Annotated in this window: 19 protein-coding genes; 8 read left to right on the top strand and 11 right to left on the bottom strand. The window is 35.6% G+C overall.

What is annotated here, in order from left to right; genetic code table 11:
* Window positions 1–46 precede the first annotated feature (46 nt).
* Entirely contained in the window at window positions 47–274 is a 228-nt protein-coding gene (locus C564_RS0104770; RefSeq protein ID WP_018764597.1) for a hypothetical protein, read from the bottom strand.
* A gap of 207 nt (window positions 275–481) precedes the next feature.
* Between C564_RS0104770 and C564_RS0104775 the strand changes: the two genes are divergently transcribed.
* Window positions 482–1,141 carry an HAD family hydrolase gene (locus C564_RS0104775; RefSeq protein WP_018764598.1) on the top strand — a complete coding sequence of 220 codons (660 nt, stop codon included), beginning with the start codon at window positions 482–484 and terminating at the stop codon, window positions 1,139–1,141.
* A 171-nt stretch (window positions 1,142–1,312) separates the two neighbouring features.
* Here the strand turns inward: C564_RS0104775 and C564_RS0104780 are convergent, their stop codons facing one another.
* From C564_RS0104780 to C564_RS0104790, 3 genes are all read right to left on the bottom strand, one after another.
* Window positions 1,313–3,418, bottom strand: a complete 2,106-nt coding sequence (locus C564_RS0104780; protein ID WP_018764599.1) for an N-acetylmuramoyl-L-alanine amidase — start codon at window positions 3,416–3,418, stop codon at window positions 1,313–1,315.
* A gap of 749 nt (window positions 3,419–4,167) precedes the next feature.
* Complete coding sequence (gene mutTA, locus C564_RS0104785; RefSeq protein ID WP_003202680.1) at window positions 4,168–4,647, bottom strand: antimutator 8-oxo-(dGTP/GTP)ase; 480 nt, start codon at window positions 4,645–4,647, stop codon at window positions 4,168–4,170.
* Between the two features lie 85 nt (window positions 4,648–4,732).
* Window positions 4,733–5,050 carry a hypothetical protein gene (locus tag C564_RS0104790; protein ID WP_018764600.1) on the bottom strand — a complete coding sequence of 106 codons (318 nt, stop codon included), beginning with the start codon at window positions 5,048–5,050 and terminating at the stop codon, window positions 4,733–4,735.
* Between the two features lie 108 nt (window positions 5,051–5,158).
* On the opposite strand from C564_RS0104790, the gene ytzI reads away from it, so the two are divergent.
* From ytzI to C564_RS0104810, 4 genes are read left to right on the top strand one after another with little or no spacing between them, the layout of a single operon-like run.
* Window positions 5,159–5,308, top strand: coding sequence for a YtzI protein (gene ytzI, locus C564_RS0104795; protein ID WP_018764601.1), 150 nt, complete (start codon window positions 5,159–5,161; stop codon window positions 5,306–5,308).
* A 1-nt stretch (window position 5,309) separates the two neighbouring features.
* Window positions 5,310–5,540, top strand: coding sequence for a DUF3953 domain-containing protein (locus C564_RS0104800; RefSeq protein WP_018764602.1), 231 nt, complete (start codon window positions 5,310–5,312; stop codon window positions 5,538–5,540).
* A gap of 27 nt (window positions 5,541–5,567) precedes the next feature.
* Window positions 5,568–5,798: a DUF3953 domain-containing protein gene (locus C564_RS0104805; protein ID WP_018764603.1), complete on the top strand. Its 231-nt coding sequence runs from the start codon at window positions 5,568–5,570 to the stop codon at window positions 5,796–5,798.
* 26 nt (window positions 5,799–5,824) lie between these two features.
* A complete protein-coding gene (locus C564_RS0104810; RefSeq protein WP_018764604.1) occupies window positions 5,825–6,052 on the top strand; it encodes a DUF3953 domain-containing protein in 228 nt (75 codons plus the stop codon).
* Between the two features lie 91 nt (window positions 6,053–6,143).
* On the opposite strand, the gene C564_RS0104815 is transcribed toward C564_RS0104810, so the two are convergent.
* The 6 genes from C564_RS0104815 to luxS form a co-directional block, all read right to left on the bottom strand.
* Entirely contained in the window at window positions 6,144–6,566 is a 423-nt protein-coding gene (locus tag C564_RS0104815; protein WP_018764605.1) for a DUF5412 domain-containing protein, read from the bottom strand.
* A 133-nt stretch (window positions 6,567–6,699) separates the two neighbouring features.
* The gene (locus C564_RS0104820) at window positions 6,700–7,689 is read right to left on the bottom strand and encodes a LacI family DNA-binding transcriptional regulator (RefSeq protein WP_018764606.1); all 990 of its coding nucleotides are present in this window, start codon (window positions 7,687–7,689) and stop codon (window positions 6,700–6,702) included.
* Window positions 7,690–7,713: 24 nt separating this feature from the next.
* Entirely contained in the window at window positions 7,714–8,760 is a 1,047-nt protein-coding gene (locus C564_RS0104825) for an aldose epimerase family protein (protein WP_018764607.1), read from the bottom strand.
* Window positions 8,757–10,262: a UDP-glucose--hexose-1-phosphate uridylyltransferase gene (gene galT / locus C564_RS0104830; protein WP_018764608.1), complete on the bottom strand. Its 1,506-nt coding sequence runs from the start codon at window positions 10,260–10,262 to the stop codon at window positions 8,757–8,759. The genes C564_RS0104825 and galT overlap by 4 nt, the downstream gene beginning before the upstream one ends.
* Before the next feature lie 165 nt (window positions 10,263–10,427).
* Window positions 10,428–11,609 (bottom strand): galactokinase, encoded by a 1,182-nt coding sequence (locus tag C564_RS0104835; RefSeq protein WP_018764609.1) that lies wholly within the window; start codon window positions 11,607–11,609, stop codon window positions 10,428–10,430.
* Between the two features lie 782 nt (window positions 11,610–12,391).
* Window positions 12,392–12,865 (bottom strand): S-ribosylhomocysteine lyase LuxS, encoded by a 474-nt coding sequence (gene luxS / locus C564_RS0104845; RefSeq protein ID WP_003201393.1) that lies wholly within the window; start codon window positions 12,863–12,865, stop codon window positions 12,392–12,394.
* 129 nt (window positions 12,866–12,994) lie between these two features.
* Here luxS and yidD point away from each other — a divergent pair, with 129 nt between their 5' ends.
* On the top strand, window positions 12,995–13,225 hold the full coding sequence (gene yidD, locus C564_RS0104850) for a membrane protein insertion efficiency factor YidD (RefSeq protein WP_018764610.1): 231 nt from the start codon (window positions 12,995–12,997) through the stop codon (window positions 13,223–13,225).
* On the opposite strand, the gene C564_RS0104855 is transcribed toward yidD, so the two are convergent.
* On the bottom strand, window positions 13,222–13,785 hold the full coding sequence (locus tag C564_RS0104855; protein ID WP_003201390.1) for a beta-class carbonic anhydrase: 564 nt from the start codon (window positions 13,783–13,785) through the stop codon (window positions 13,222–13,224). The genes yidD and C564_RS0104855 overlap by 4 nt on opposite strands.
* A 224-nt stretch (window positions 13,786–14,009) precedes the next feature.
* Here C564_RS0104855 and cydA point away from each other — a divergent pair, with 224 nt between their 5' ends.
* Window positions 14,010–15,356, top strand: coding sequence for a cytochrome ubiquinol oxidase subunit I (cydA, locus tag C564_RS0104860; RefSeq protein ID WP_018764611.1), 1,347 nt, complete (start codon window positions 14,010–14,012; stop codon window positions 15,354–15,356).
* Window positions 15,346–16,374, top strand: coding sequence for a cytochrome d ubiquinol oxidase subunit II (cydB, locus tag C564_RS0104865; RefSeq protein ID WP_018764612.1), 1,029 nt, complete (start codon window positions 15,346–15,348; stop codon window positions 16,372–16,374). Before cydA ends, cydB begins: the two co-directional genes overlap by 11 nt.
* Window positions 16,375–16,416 lie beyond the last annotated feature (42 nt).

Below are 16,416 nucleotides of genomic sequence, written 5' to 3' on the forward strand. Positions count from 1 at the left end.
AGCTCTTTCTTTTTTATACCATTATTTTTAAGAAATCATAGCTTTTTTATTTCTGATCACATACTTTTGTATCGTTCATTACAGTGTTTCCTTGAATCATGACCGTATGAAAACAATCCTTCACACGCACTGTTACGATATTATCTTTCCGATCCACAATATGATACTCATCAAAATGTTGATTTAATGCATTACGGATTTGTTCTCCTTCGAAAATCGGAACACCATGAGACATTATCCAGATGAGACCAGCAATAGCAAGAATGGTTTTCATACGCTCTACCTCCTTGAGAATGAATTCATTGCATCTTCAACATGCACGTTATAATTGTTTTAATTTTGTGACAATATCTCTTTTATACCTATTCTATTTGGAAATTCTGTTCCCTTCTTCCACGTCAAAAAGTTTTATGCCATGCATTTTTTTAGAAATATGCGATAATTATTTCTAGGAAGTTTTTTCATTTTAAGGGGGATTATTATGATTCGTGCTGTGCTATTTGATTTAGATGGAACATTGTTAGATCGGCATCAATCTTTAGAACATTTTATTCATGAACAATATGATCGTTATGCTCATCATTTTACCAGCATTATTAAATCAGAATACTGTTCTCGTTTCATTCAGCTAGACAATAACGGCTATACTTGGAAAGATAAAGTATACGCTACCCTGCTTAAAGAATATGCAATTACAAGTGTGACAGCCGAACAACTCTTGCATGATTACGTAACAGAATTCGCAAACCACTGCATTCCTTTTCCAAATATGCATGAATTACTTCAGCAATTACAAAACAAGAATATTAAAGTGGGGATTATTACAAACGGCATAACCGAATTTCAAATGAACAATATTCGCGCTTTGAACTTACATACTTATACAAATACCATTCTCATTTCGGAAGCAGAAGGTATTAAGAAGCCACATCCAGCTATCTTTGAGCGTGCCCTCAAACAATTAAACGTCCAATCAGAAGAATGTATCTATGTTGGAGATCATCCGGAAAACGATGTAACCGGTGCTGAAAACGCCGGGATTCCTGCAGTTTGGAAGAAAGATTCATTTTGGGGAGAGTTTGAACATTCTCGTGTAGTTGAAAATTTACTTGAGGTACTTTCATTCGTAAAACTTGGATAAATAAGTCGTCACCCTTAAAGAATTCACTTTTCACGTTAGTATAAAGCTAGAGTTGTAATTCATCAGATACAAAAACGCCATCCTTTCCTATAATTCTAGAGAAAGAATGGCGTTTTTTCATTTTAAGAGTGTATTTCTTTTTCCTAGCTTACTAGCAATGTTACGCTACCTCTAATTAGAAAAATATTTTAGAACTCCTTCAAACACGGATTGTGCAAGTACATTTTGATATTTGTCAGAAGTCAATTTTACTCTTTCATTAGGATTTGATAAAAATCCTGTTTCTACTAATATAGGTGGTGCACTATTATCTGCCTTTAACACACGAAGTTCTGGTCGATCTTTTACAAATCTATTTTTAGCACCTGTATTTTTAATTAAAGCATTCTGTACAGCATTTGCTAAAGTAAGTGCTTGTTTACTTTTTGGGTGTTCAGAATTATATAACGTTTCAATTCCTTCTGCTGCAGTCGCATCAGCTGAATTTACATGCACACTAACAAAAATATCTGCTTTGTTTTCATTTGAAATACGAACACGATCTCCTAATGGAATAAAGATATCTGTTGCTCGTGTCATCACAACATTTGAACCACTCTGAGCTAATAAACTCTTTAACTTCAAACCTACTTGCAGGGCAATCGTTTTTTCATATATATTTTCATATAATGTCCCTGAATCATATCCACCATGTCCTGGATCAACTATAATCGTTTTACCAAATATGATTGGATTTTCAATCCAAAAACCATTTGTATCAAAATAGTATACTTTACCATTCTCTTCTAACCATCCTATTTTCATTGCCCCATTGCCTTGCAGGTAGTACCAAGTTGTTCCTTCCTGTAGCCAACCTGTTTTCATCGCTCCGCCACCTTGCAGATAGTACCAAGTTGTTCCTTCCTGTAGCCAACCTGTTTTCATCGCTCCGTTGCTTTGCAGATAGTACCAAGTTGTTCCTTCCTGCAACCAGCCCGTTTTCATTGCTCCATTGCTTTGTAGGTAATACCAGTTTGTCCCTTCTTGCAACCAGCCCGTTTTCATCTCACCAGTACTTTGGAAGTAGTACCAAGTTGTTCCTTCTTGTAGCCAGCCCGTTTTCGCTGCTCCATCGCTTTCTAAATAATATTTTTTATCCCCAAGCTGTAGCCAGCCTGTCTTCATTACTCCATTACTTTCGAAGTAATATTTTTTATCCCCAAGCTGCAGCCAACCTGTTTTCATTGCTCCATTGCTTTCGAAGTAATATTTTTTATCTCCAAGCTGCAGCCAACCTGTTTTCGCTGCTCCATTGCTTTCTAAATAATACCAAGTTGTTCCTTCTTGCAACCAGCCTGTTTTCATTGCTCCATTGCTTTCGAAGTAATATTTTTTATCCCCAAGCTGCAACCAGCCTGTTTTCATCGCTCCGCCACCTTGCAGGTAATACCAGGTTGTTCCTTCCTGCAACCAGCCCGTTTTCATCGCTCCACTACTTTGCAGGTAATACCAAGCTGTTCCTTCTTGCAACCAGCCCGTTTTCATCGCTCCGCCACCTTGCAGATAGTACCAAGTTGTTCCTTCCTGCAACCAGCCCGTTTTCATTGCTCCACTACTTTGCAGGTAATACCAGGTTGTCCCTTCCTGTAACCAGCCCGTTTTCATTGCTCCATTGCTTTGCAAGTAATACCAGGCTGTCCCTTCTTTCAACCAGCCTGTTTTCATTGCTCCATCTTGTTGCAAATAGTACCAAGTAGTCCCTTCTTGCAGCCAACCCGTTTTCTGTTTTCCATCTGGCTGAATATAATACCACTTATTATCTCTATTCACCCAACCTACTTGTGTTTTAGGTGCTGCCTGTACTGCTTTAACAGTAGTTTGATTCGTTTCTATTTCACTAGTACCTAGTGGTTGCTCACTTTTTACACCTGCTGTTCCAGGCTGCTTTGTTATATCTTGCTGTATTGCCTTTTGTTCTTGCTGTTTTTGCTCAGGTAATAACTGATCTTGCTGTTTAGATTGTTCTTGTTGCTCAGTACTAATTTCTTGTTCTTGCTTCTTTTGCTCGGGTAGTAATTGATTGCCCTGTTTAGATTGTTCTTGTTGCTCAGTACTAATTTCTTGTTCTTGCTTCTTTTGCTCGGGTAGTAATTGATTACCCTGTTTAGATTGTTTTTGTTGCTCAGTACTAATTTTTTGTTCCAAAGGTAGCTGTTCATTCTCTGTTTCAGCCAAAGTTTGCATTGGGCTAATCACATAGCCTAATGTTAAAACAGCTACTACAGTTTTCTTCAACATGTGTAGTTCACCTTTCCTTATCCACTTGATTTAAAAATATAAAAATCTAATTCTAGCAAGATAATTAAAAACTCAACATTTGATTTCTATAAACATATTAAATCAAAAAAAAGCAGCCCCCAAACGTTTCAAGGCCCTATGTAGCGCGATATGACTACATAGGGCCTTTTAGTTTGGAGATTGCCATAAGTCAAGTTCTCAAAATCCACTAGGATTAGGTGTTACTATACACTAGTTTTCATAATTCAATTTAATTCTAATGTTATAATATCAACATTCTAAATGCAATTAAAAAGATAAATTTTCCTTTTTAAGTTTTTGTTAACTGAATAATATTAAGACAATATATTATTCAGTTAATCCAGTGAGTTTTTGATTGCATGTAATAGTATTAGTTATAACTCTGTGTGTTTTTATTGCATATATGTACGGTGTATACTCATACGCACAAACCTTCTTTTTATGTTAATGTTCCTTAAATCATTTTTTTATTATAGGATTCGAACGAGTGAAGCATTTTACAGGGGAGCCAGAAAAAAATTAATTTATTTTTATGAAATAGCTATTTTGTCTTCCTCTTATATAAATTTACTCTATGATACATATCGTGAGTTCGTTTCTATCTTTTTTAACACTCCATATAAGTTTTTCCATGAATATATATCGGTAGCACTACATTACAAGCACTCTGCCGGAATATATACCGAAGGAACAAATATAATTTTAATAACAAAAAGAACCCGGCCCCTTTACTTCGTAAAACAGCCGAGTTCTTCTATATGTTTCATCGTACGCGCTAATACATCGTCACGCATAATAAAGCTAAATTTCCTATCAGTTTTAATGTTATCCGGGATTTCTTTTAATAGAACAGACCCTTTTGTCTCTTCATAGTGCGTATGTTCTTCTACTGCACTAATTGTTGCGAAATAAATGTTTTTAATGATTATTTTGTCTTTTCCAGATACTTTGTATTGTCCTAAGTAAGTTAAATCAGAAACAATACCACCGGTTTCTTCATGAACCTCTCGAACTGCCGCTTCTTCCGGTGTTTCCCCCAGCTCTACCTTGCCACCTGGAAATTCAAGACCGCGGCGCAAATGATGCGTTAATAACCATTGATCCCCGTACCGGCATACAACCCAAACATGCTTTGGCTCAGGAGAAAATGGGTAACGTTCAAACGATAATTGTACAGTGTTGTGGTAATAATCTTTAAATTTGTACATGCCATTACTCCCCTATAGATGGTTACAAGTTTTTCCTACCACAAATTGTAGCACAATTCTCATTCATATGCATAATGTTATCCAACTACAATCCATTGATTATTCCCATTTGCGCGACTAATTCTTTCGTTTCATGATTCCCTAAATCATAAATCATCTTATAGGCTTTCTGCAGTTGTTCATCATACCGGTCATTATTCGAATCATGATGATACTCAACATACGGAACGTGCGAACGTACAAAAGAGCCAAGATCTTCACGATACGCTTGATCGAAGTATTCCCGAAGCTGGGTAATTTCCTCATCATTCGCCTGGATTTCAAAGCTATATGTATCTGCCGTTTTCACCTGCGAAATCTGACCATTTCCTACTGATATATAGTAAGTTTTCTTATTATCCATATAACACCCTTCTTTCACCCTTTTACTTTCTATTGTTTTCAACAATTACAAAATTATGTAAAACGAAGTTTCATTTAATGGTAAAATTAAGAAAAGGAGGGGAACTGGATGTTAAAAATATTAATCATCGGCGTCATTATTGTCATTCTCGTATTGGTACTCTCTGTGTTAACGATTAATAAGGGCTATTCATATAAACATTCAGTTGATAAACCAGAGGACAATCCTTATCTGCCAAATAAAAAGGAGGATCAATAATATGCTTCGTATACTCCGCCTCTTAACTGCTTTCATTGTCATTATCGTATCCTTGTACAGTCTATTTACACATAATGATTCATTTCTTACTCTTTCACAATTTTTCTTAGGAGCCTTAATGTTTATAATCGCGATTGAACAAATACAAAAGAAAGACCCAAGCACAGGTTTGACCTGTATGGTAGCAGGAATTTTCGTGTGGGCTGTTCTCGCAGTAAAGTATATTATGTAACGACTATTTTCTTACGGAGGGATTAATATGCTAAAAATCGCTCGAATTACATTTGCACTCATTGCACTCGCTTTGTCTATCTATAGTTTTATCACAGATAACAGAGGCATTATACTGTATATGTTCATTGCTTTAGGTTTAATGTCTTTCACTATGAGCATCGAGGAATTACGTGAACAAAAGAAAGTAAGCGGAACAATGTGTTTTCTAGTTGGAGCTATCGTTTTATTCATCGCTATATCAGAATTGCTCCGCTAATATAAATTTTCAAAGGAGAGAATGAAATGCTGACTGGATTACGTATTTTCTTCCTACTACTGACACTTGTTCTTTTAGGCTATTACCATTTTACCAAAACTGATGTACTCCCTTACATGCAGCTCTCACTCGCATGTATGTTCATTATCATGGGCATTTCTGAAATGAAAGCGCGGAGAAAAACATTAGGGATTGCTTCTTTTTTGGTTTCTGGTTTTATCTTCTTCATTGTAATTTCTATACTTTTACGATGAAAAGCTAAAAGCCATCTTCCCACTTAATGTAGAAAAGATAGCCCTTTTCGTTACTCTTGTGCTTTATTTGATCAAAGTAGTTCTATCCCATTTATTGAACAAACTGTTTTGGATATTCTTTTATATGCTTATCATCGTCACGCCAATCATAAGTTTCTTTCTTTGAAATATCTAACGCTTGATCTCCAATTCTAACTCTATCTTTATCTATCCATTCAATGTGTGGATCTGTATCTGGATAGTTCCAATATACATTTTTGGTAGAATTGGAACTAAGGTTAACTAATTCTCCTCTAACAGCATCTGCACTTAATGATCCGGCGTTATGAAAATAAGTTTTTATAGCATGTTTTCCATCTGGAGATTTCACAGTTCGAATCAATTCTCCTTTCGGAACGCCTTGCAAACTAAAAAACTTCCAATATCCGAAGCCAATGATCATTACTAGCGCAATAAATAATACCAATGCTACTTTTCTCTTTGTCTTTTTGATTTGAATTTTTGCATCGTTCACTCAATCACCCCCTATAATCTTGAATATAATCCTTTTAAACCCATATTACACCACACACTAACCCATTAATATACCCCCATAAAAAGAAACTCCTGTTTTAATAAGCAGGAGTTTCTTTTTATCTGTTCATTTACTAAAAACTACTTTTCCTAATGTTTAATTTCGTTGACAAAATTACCTTTTTAGCTACATTCCGTCCTAAAAATCTTTCCATTAATAAATCCACTGCCGTTTCTCCCATAAGCCCCGTATATACTTTCACTGTACTGAGCGCAGGAGAAAGATACTGAGAAATACTGAGATCATTTACACCAATTATATTTACTCTTTCTGGAACAGGAATCTCACATTCATGTAATGCCCGCAAACATCCGATTGCCATAGCATCATTTCCAACAAAAAAAGCCGTCGGTAACTGATCCTGCTGCTCTTCTATCGCCTGCTTCATTAATAAATAACCATCGTTTACTGAAAACTGACCCGTGTATATATAATTTTCATAAAATAATTCTTTTTCCTTTATATATTTTATAAAGGCACGTTCCCTTGAATCTTCAATTTCGGAAGTCTGATCTTTAAATGTTTCCCGTCCTCCTATGTATCCAATCTTTTGATGTTCCTTTTCTATTAAATGATCAATCACCTTCATGGTTACCTTTTCAAAATCTACCACAACCGCATCAAAAATATCTTCATTTGGAGAATAATCTACAAATACAATGTTTTTTGTTATCGTTTCAAATAAACTTATTTCTCGTTCACTAAACTTCCCTATTGCAATCATGCCTTGAATGTTTTCTTGCATCAACTCTTCCATTTGGCTATGAAAAAGTTTTACAATTTTCAAACCTTTCTGTTCACATCTTTTTTCTATTCCTAAACGAATGGACATATAATATAAATCGTTAAGCTCTTCTTCTTCTGTATACCAATGAACCAAAGTAATTTTCGGCAATTCTTTTTTACGCTTTGTACGCTTCTTATAAGAAAACTCCTCTGCTGCCTCAAATATCCTCTTCTTCGTTCCATCACTGACAGAAAGCAATGGATCATTATTTAACACCCGAGAAACAGTAGCGATGGATACGCCTGCCTTCTCTGCTATATCTTTAATCGTTGCCATACCTGATTCACCTACTCTTCTCAATTATTCAATCCTAAACGTATATTTCGTTGAGGAGGAGAATAATTGATTTTTATTTAAAATATAAGAAGGGAAATTCGGATGATGAATGGCATCAGGTAATCCTTGCGTTTCTAGACAAAGCCCTAAATACTTTTTGGATTGTACCCCACATATTTCAAAATCACCTGGTAATTGGTTTCCTGTGTACAAAACTACCCCAACTTCATCTGTTTCCACAACTAATTTGCGACCACTTTCTTCATCCCATAATATGATTTCCTGATCGTAGTTGCTATTCAAAAGAAAAGGATGATCATATCCTTTTCCTACTAATTCATTTTGATAATAGCGAGAATATACTCCCTCTTTTATTTGCCTTCCTGCTCGGAAATCGAAGGGCGTATCTATTACATCCAATATTTCACCCGTTGGTAATAATTGCTCGTTTAATTCTAGAAATTCATCACTATTCATTTTTAAAGTATGCTGTAAGACATCCCGTTTTAAATTACCACTTAAGTTAAAATACGTATGATTTGTTACGTTTAATATGGTCGTTTTATCTGACTGCGCTTCATAACGAATCAAAAATTCATTCGCGTTATTTAATGTATAGATCACTTTTACATGTACAGTTCCTGGATATCCTTCTTCTCCGTTAGGGCTAGTATAAGTAAATTCAATTCCAGTTTCCTTCTCATTTCCTATTATTTTAGCATCCCAAACGATATAACTAAATCCTTTTAAACCACCATGAAGATGATTGTCTTGATCGTTTTTTACTAGCGTATATGTGTTGCCATCCAACTCAAATTGAGCACCTTTGATTCTACCAGCCACTCTTCCTACAACTGCTCCAAAGTATGGAGAATATCTCTCATAGTTTTCTAATTCTTCAAAACCTAAAACGATATTTTCATAATTTCCTTTCCTATCAGGAGTAATGATTTTTGTAATCACACAACCGTAATTTAAACACGTAACTTCTATATCATTATCATTTTTTAATATATAAGCGTACACATCTTCTCCATTTACTTTACCAAATACATTTTGAAAGACTTTCATATCCCTATCTTCCGCTCCTCTAAACTTTGTATAAAACGTTTAAATGCAGCTATTCCTTCATCGTTTCGTTTGAAAACCCCAGCATCTTCTAATGCCCTTAAAAATTTAGCCGCTAACTCTTTTTGAACAATATGGTGAATATCCTCTTCATTCGCTTCCTTTTTATACCGCTCTCTCATTTGTTCTGCCCATCGTTTGTGATATTCCGCTACACAATTGTCTTTATACAATATATATCGTTCTACCTCTTGTAGTTCTAATTTCAGCCTTGCTGGAAGTACAGCTAATCCCATCACTTCAATTAAACCGACGTTTTCCTTCTTAATATGTTGTACATCCTGATGCGGATGAAAGATACCAAAGGGATACTTCTCACTTGTACGATTATTTCGTAATACGAGGTCCAACTCATACTGTTCATTTCGCTTGCGAGCAATAGGCGTAATCGTATTATGTGGCACACCGTCTGTATGTGCGTAAATATGAACAGATGAATCGCTATATTGCTTCCATTTTTCCAAAATGTAATCAGCCACATTTACTAATAAATTAGAATCCTTACCTTTTAGGCGAATAACCGACATGGGCCATTTCACTACCGAACATTGAACCCCCGGAAATCTATCCAATTTAAATGCATAATCATCTGCTGCTTTTGCCATCGCAAATTCATATTTCCCACCTTGATAATGATCATGTGATAAAATAGACCCACCTACAATAGGTAAATCAGCATTGGAGCCAATAAAATAATGAGGGAACCGTTTCACAAAAGAAAGTAATCTTCCGAAAGATTGGCAATTTATTTCCATATTCCGATGCGTTTCTGCTAGCACAATGCAATGTTCGTTATAGTACACATAAGGAGAATATTGTAAGTACCATCGCTCTCCTAATAATTCCATTCGAATCATTCTATGGTTAGAACGTGCCGGATGGCCAATTCTGCCCACATATCCTTCATTTTCAATACAAAGCAAACATTTCGGATAATCCGTATTTTGTATTACGTTTTCGTTTACAATTTCCCTTGGATCTTTTTCGGGTTTAGATAAATTGATCGTAATGTCCAATTCTCCATACTCTGTATTAGCTTTATAAGTAATATTTTTTTGAACACGCTTCGTTTGAATATAGTTGCTTATTTGACTTAATTCATAAAAATAATTAGTTGCATATTCTGGATGGCACTCATAATGTCGATAGAAACATTGATTAATAGTCGATGGTTTTGACATGAAGCAGTTCATAATTTGATTCGCTAATATTTCTCTATTGTGAGAATGACCATCAATAATTCCTTGTTCACTCGCATACTGAACTAAATCTTCTAGTAAATCTGTTATTTCTTTTTCTTCCGCTTTGCTTTCTTGCATTTCAAAACGCTCTAAATGAAGAAGGTGAAGAATTTGATTTCTTATATAAATTCCATCTTCTCTTTCGATAAACCGAAGTGAACATGCCCGTTTTATAAGTTGCTCAATGACTTGATAAACATTCATGATACTTTCCCTCCGCTGAATCGTTATATCCATTCGGATTATTTTCATACCTATCCTAAACATCTATAAAGAGAAATAAAATCGTTATACATTAGCTGTAACTACTACATTGAAGTTTGCTCTATTAATTGCTATACAAGCACAGGAACTAATGTAATATGCCATTTATTGCATGGCCTCTTTCTGTAACTCTCTTGCCCCATCTCCAATATCTGCAACATAAAATGTCGCTTCGTAACCGATGATTTCTCTATATTTTTGCCCCACGTTACAAATAAATTGATCCGTATACTCTTCCCCAACGATCGCAATCGCACAACCACCAAATCCCGCACCCGTCATACGTGCTCCTATAATCCCTTCTTGTTTCCAAGCTGATTCAACCAATGTATCTAGTTCTCGTCCTGTCACTTCATAATCATCACGTAAAGAACAATGAGATTCATTCATCAATCTTCCAAATTCTTTTATATTATTTTCTTTTAACTCTTTTACAGATTGCAATGTTCGACAGTTTTCATACACAACATGTTTAGCCCGTTTTCTTAAGCTCTCTTCCTTAATTACATGCTTATATTGTTCAAACATTTTTTCAGTTAGTTCTCCTAAGGAACCTACATCAATTACCTCTTGCAAATTTGCAAGCGCCTGTTCACATTCCATTCTTCTCTCATTATATTTAGAAGCAGTAAGCTCTCGACGCTTGTTCGTATTCATAATAATGATATTGTAGTTATCCAACAGCAGTGGCGCATACGTAAAATTCAGTGTTTGACAATTCAACAACATCCCATATCTTGCTTTTCCCATCCCAATAGCAAATTGATCCATAATGCCACTATTTACACCGATAAAATAATTCTCTACCTTTTTACCAATTTTAACTAATTCTATACGATCTAATTCAAATTGGAATAATCCTTCCATCGTTACTCCTGTTACAAGCTCAATAGAGGCAGATGATGACAATCCCGCACCGTTTGAAATATTTCCATAAAACATAATGTTAATTCCTGAATCAATGCTATATCCAGCTTCTATGAGATAACGAATCATACCTTTTGGATAATTCGCCCAATCATGTTCTTGCTTATAATCTAATTCGTGTAAAGAAAATGAAATAACACCCTTTTCGGGGAAGTTCAGTGAATAGGCACATATTAACGCATCATCTCGTTTACTTGCTAACGCATAAGTGCCAAACGTAATGGCACATGGAAACACATTTCCTCCGTTATAATCAGTATGTTCTCCAATCAAATTAATCCGACCAGGTGCAAAGAAAGTACGATACTCCTCTTGGTGAAATATTTTCTTAAAACTCTCCATTAACTGGTTATGTATCATCTAAGATCCTCCTCATGCTATTTATCCCGCATTAACGGGCAGTAAGACCCCCACCTCAAATTTCAGCAAGAGCAAAGAAGTTAAGTCGGGAATCAACTGCCCGTAAAAGCCCGATTGGTGAGGGCTAATAATCATTGGGGGATGAAGAATCCCCCCAATGATTAAAGTTTCACTTTATACTGAATTTCCTTTATCCCATACACAACTCGGCTTCTAAATCTGGTTTACTGCCCATTAAACTATGAAATCTATAATGCCCACTATCTCCCATCTTCGCACGAGTTGTTTTCCTTCCTAACTTCGAGTTCATTCCACTAAAAAACAAAGTCATATTATCTTTTTACTAAAAAAATTCAAAAAAGTCAAAATATTTTTAGTAAAAAACATTGTCATATCGCTATATATTTTAGTAAAAAATACTACACCTTTTTACTTCATATTTTAAACTAGACTGAAAAATATACATAGGAGACCACGAAAGAAAATCTAACTAAAAACCATGCTCTCTGTTTTTCAGAAAAACGATCATTTAACTGCTAATCCATTATCTAATTTTATTAATGATGCTGGAGTGATTAAAGAGGCTTATTTTTATTCGATTAAAGTAAAAACAAAGTATATTTTCTTAATTTGATTTGACAGTAAAAGTTAAATATGATGATTCAAGCTCTCATAATTGGTTTAATCGCGCAGAAAACCCTCTAAATTTTTATTTATTAACTCCTCTAAGATGTTCTTTAAACTATAAAAAGCTGCCTTTTCACAGGCAGCTTTTTCATCTATTAACCAAATACTTTCTCAAGATCATCTTTATCTTGGCTTAACCAGAAATTCATTAAGCGTTTTGCTCCTTCTAAATCATGAAGCTTCGCTTGACCACACTGCGTTTCGTTTGCAGCTGGAATTTCTGTAATTTGAACCGCATCTTTTAATGTAAGTTCTAATAAATCAATGACTTCACGAACAGTTGGTGTCCCGCTTACAACAAGATAATATCCTGTTTGGCAACCCATTGGTGAAATATCGATAATGTCAAAATGCGGATAACGATCAATATATTTACGTAAATTAAACGCTAATAAATGTTCTAACGTATGAATAACATCTGGCTTCATCGCTTGTTTATTCGGTTGGCAAAAACGAATATCGAATTTATTAACAATACCGTCACTACCTACTTTATGAACACCACAATGTCTTACATAAGGTGCCTTTACAATCGTATGATCTAATTCAAAGCTTTCTACTGATGGCATAAAACATCTCTCCCGCTTTAATTTTAATTCCATTATATCCAATATGATATAACGGAAATTCAAATTAGTAAAGTATTATGTATAGCCCGTGCTATAATACTAGAAGAATATGCTGGAAAGGAGACCGTTATGAAACAGATTTTTATCGGAATCATACGCTTTTATCAAAAATTTATTTCTCCGATGACACCACCTACATGCCGCTTTTATCCAACATGCTCCCATTATGGATTAGAGGCGTTTCAAAAACACGGTGCTTTCAAAGGTTTTTGGCTCACACTAAAACGTATTTTAAAATGTCACCCTTTTCATCCAGGAGGATTTGACCCCGTCCCGGACAAAAAAGAAAAAAGAAATTAAGCTTCGTAGCCATTCACAACAAGATCTAATTTTCCTGTATCAGGATGAATAACAAGACCGTGGACAGGCACTTCTGCTGGAAGTAATGGATGGTTACGAAGTACAGAAACGCTATGTTCTACACTTTCTTCTACGCTAGAGAATCCTTGTAAGAATCTCTCTAAATCGATTCCAGAATAACGAAGTGTATCTAATTTCTCTTCTGTCACGCCGCGCTCTCTCATTTTTTCAATTGTGCTGCTCGCCTGTATTTTTGCCATACCACAATCATGGTGACCAACAACACATACTTCATCTGCGCCAAGCTCATATACAGCAACTAAAATACTACGCATAATACTTCCAAATGGATGGGAAATAACAGCGCCCGCTACTTTAATAATTTTCACATCACCATTACGCATATTCATTGCTTTTGGTAATAATTCAACGAGACGTGTATCCATACAAGAAATGATTACCATTTTTTTATTCGGGAATTTTCCTGCCTCATACTCTTCATATTTTTTCTCTTCAACGAATTTTTCATTATACTGCAAAATCTCTTCTAATGACTTCATAGTAAATAGCCCCTCTTTTCTTTCATTTAAACTACGTACTAAGTGTACCAAAATCAAAAAAATACCAAAAGGATATTACTTTATTGCAAATATATAATTTTTCAGATAACCGACATAATTTCTTCATAATATACACACAGCTCTGTAACAACTCTCCCATACTTTACTCACGTTTCCACTATAAACTAAATGTAGATAATGTTAAAAAGGAGTGAATCTTTATTATGTCCGACGTTCTGTTACTGAGTCGTTTTCAATTTGCAATTACTATTTTTTATCACTTTTTGTTTGTACCTTTGACAATCGGACTTGTTATTTTAGTAGCGTGTATGGAAACACAATATGCACGTACATTAAATCCCACTTATCGAAAAATGGCGAATTTCTGGGGTAAGCTATTTACGATTAACTTCGTAATGGGGATTATAACCGGTATTACGATGGAGTTCCAATTTGGGACAAACTGGTCTGAGTACTCAAAATATATGGGGGATATTTTCGGATCACCACTCGCAATCGAAGCACTTGTGGCTTTCTTCTTAGAATCTACTTTCATGGGAATTTGGTTATTCGGTAAAGATAAAATCTCACCAAAATTCCGTGCTTTTTGTATGTGGATGGTTGCACTTGGAACAAATATTTCCGCGCTTTGGATTATTACAGCAAACGGCTTTATGCAAAACCCTGTTGGCTACGTGGTGCGTAATGGCCGCGCTGAGTTAAATGATTTCTGGGCACTTGTTACAAATCCATATGCATGGCATATGTTCTTCCATACAGTTATTGGCTGTTATATTGTTGGTTCTTTCTTCGTTATGGCAATCAGTGCCTATCATTTATTACGTAAAAACGATGTGGAGTTCTTTAAAAAATCATTTAAATTTGGTTTAGTTTTAGGATTATTTGCGGCAACTGCAACACCTTTCATCGGTCACCAATCCGGTGCTTTCGCTGCAAAAATGCAACCTGCAAAAGGGGCTGCAATGGAAGCAGTTTGGGAAACTGGTAAAGGTCAAGGCTTCTCAATCATCCAAATTCCCGATGTGAAGAATGAGAAGAACTTTGAATTATTAACAATTCCAAAACTCGGCAGCTTCTTCTATACAAACTCATTTGATGGAGAAATTGTCGGTTTGAAAGATATCCAGAAAGAAGATCGTCCGAACGTAAACCTTGTTTACTATAGCTTCCGTTTAATGGTTGCACTTGGCGTATTCTTCATGGCATTAACTTGGTTTGGTTTCTATTTAAACCGAAAAGGAAAACTAGAAAACTCAAAACGTTTCTTAAAAATTACAATGTGGTCTGTATTACTTCCATATGTTGCGATTAACGCTGGATGGATTGTTGCTGAAGCAGGTCGTCAGCCATGGACAGTATATAAATTGATGCGCACAGCTGAATCTGTCTCACCAATTTCCGTTCCACAAATTTGGTTCTCGTTAATTAGTTTAGTATTGTTCTACACATTGCTTTTAATTGCGGATGTATATCTCATGCTGAAGTTCGCAAAAAAAGGACCTGCAGCATTAGAAGAGCCTACTCAGGGAGGTGCAACTCATGTCTCATGATATGCTTGCAGTCATTTGGTTCGGTTTATGGGGCGTAATTTGGACAGTTTACTTTATTCTTGATGGTTATGCACTTGGTAACGGAATGATTTTCCCGTTCGTTACCAAGGACCGGAAGGAACGAAATCAAATGCAAGAAGCAATTGGCCCGTTCTGGGGTGGTAACGAAGTATGGTTAATTACAGCGGGCGGTGCAACCTTCGCCGCCTTCCCGATCACATATGCGAATATGTTTAGCTACTTATATACACCACTATTTTTAGTATTACTTGCTCTTTTTGCTCGTGCAGCAGGGCTTGAATTTATGCATAAAGATGACTCACCAATTTGGCAAAGCATTTGTAAATGGGCGTTTGCAATTGGTAGCTTCCTTATCGCCTTCTTATTCGGTGTTACATTTGCTAACCTTTACTACGGTCTGCAAATCGGGAAAGACGGCTACGAAGGAACATTACTCAGCTTATTAAACCATTACGGTATTTTAGGCGGGCTCTTCTTCACCGCAATCTTTGTCGTATCCGGTGCACTTTGGGTTATGATTAAAACAACTGGTGAAGTATCAGATCGTGCTTATAAAATTGCAAAACCATTTTCAATGGCAGCTGCGATTATTCTTGCGATTTTCTATGTAGCTACTGCAAACCGTACAAACTTATTCCAAAACTTTACGGAATATCCTGTACTGTTCATTCTTCCGCTACTAGCAATGTTAATGAGTGTCTTAGCAATCATTATGGTTTACAAACATAAAATTGGTTTTGCATTTACATTTGTATGCTTAACAATTGCTATGTTTATGACAACCGGCTTTGCAGGTATGTTCCCAAGAATGTTACCATCACGTATTAACGATGCATATAGTACAACACTATACCAAGCAGCAGGCAGTGAACTAAACTTAAAAATCATGTTCTTCGTCGCAATGGTAATGGTACCAATCGTTATCGGATATCAATTATGGAGCTACACGATTTTCAAAGAAAAAATTCATAAAGACTCTGCAAAAGGATATCACTAGAATGAAAAAAGACGCTCGCTTAGAAGCGTCTTTTTTCATTTA

This window comes from Bacillus sp. 105MF (genome assembly GCF_000374885.1).
GTDB lineage: Bacteria > Bacillota > Bacilli > Bacillales > Bacillaceae_G > Bacillus_A > Bacillus_A pseudomycoides.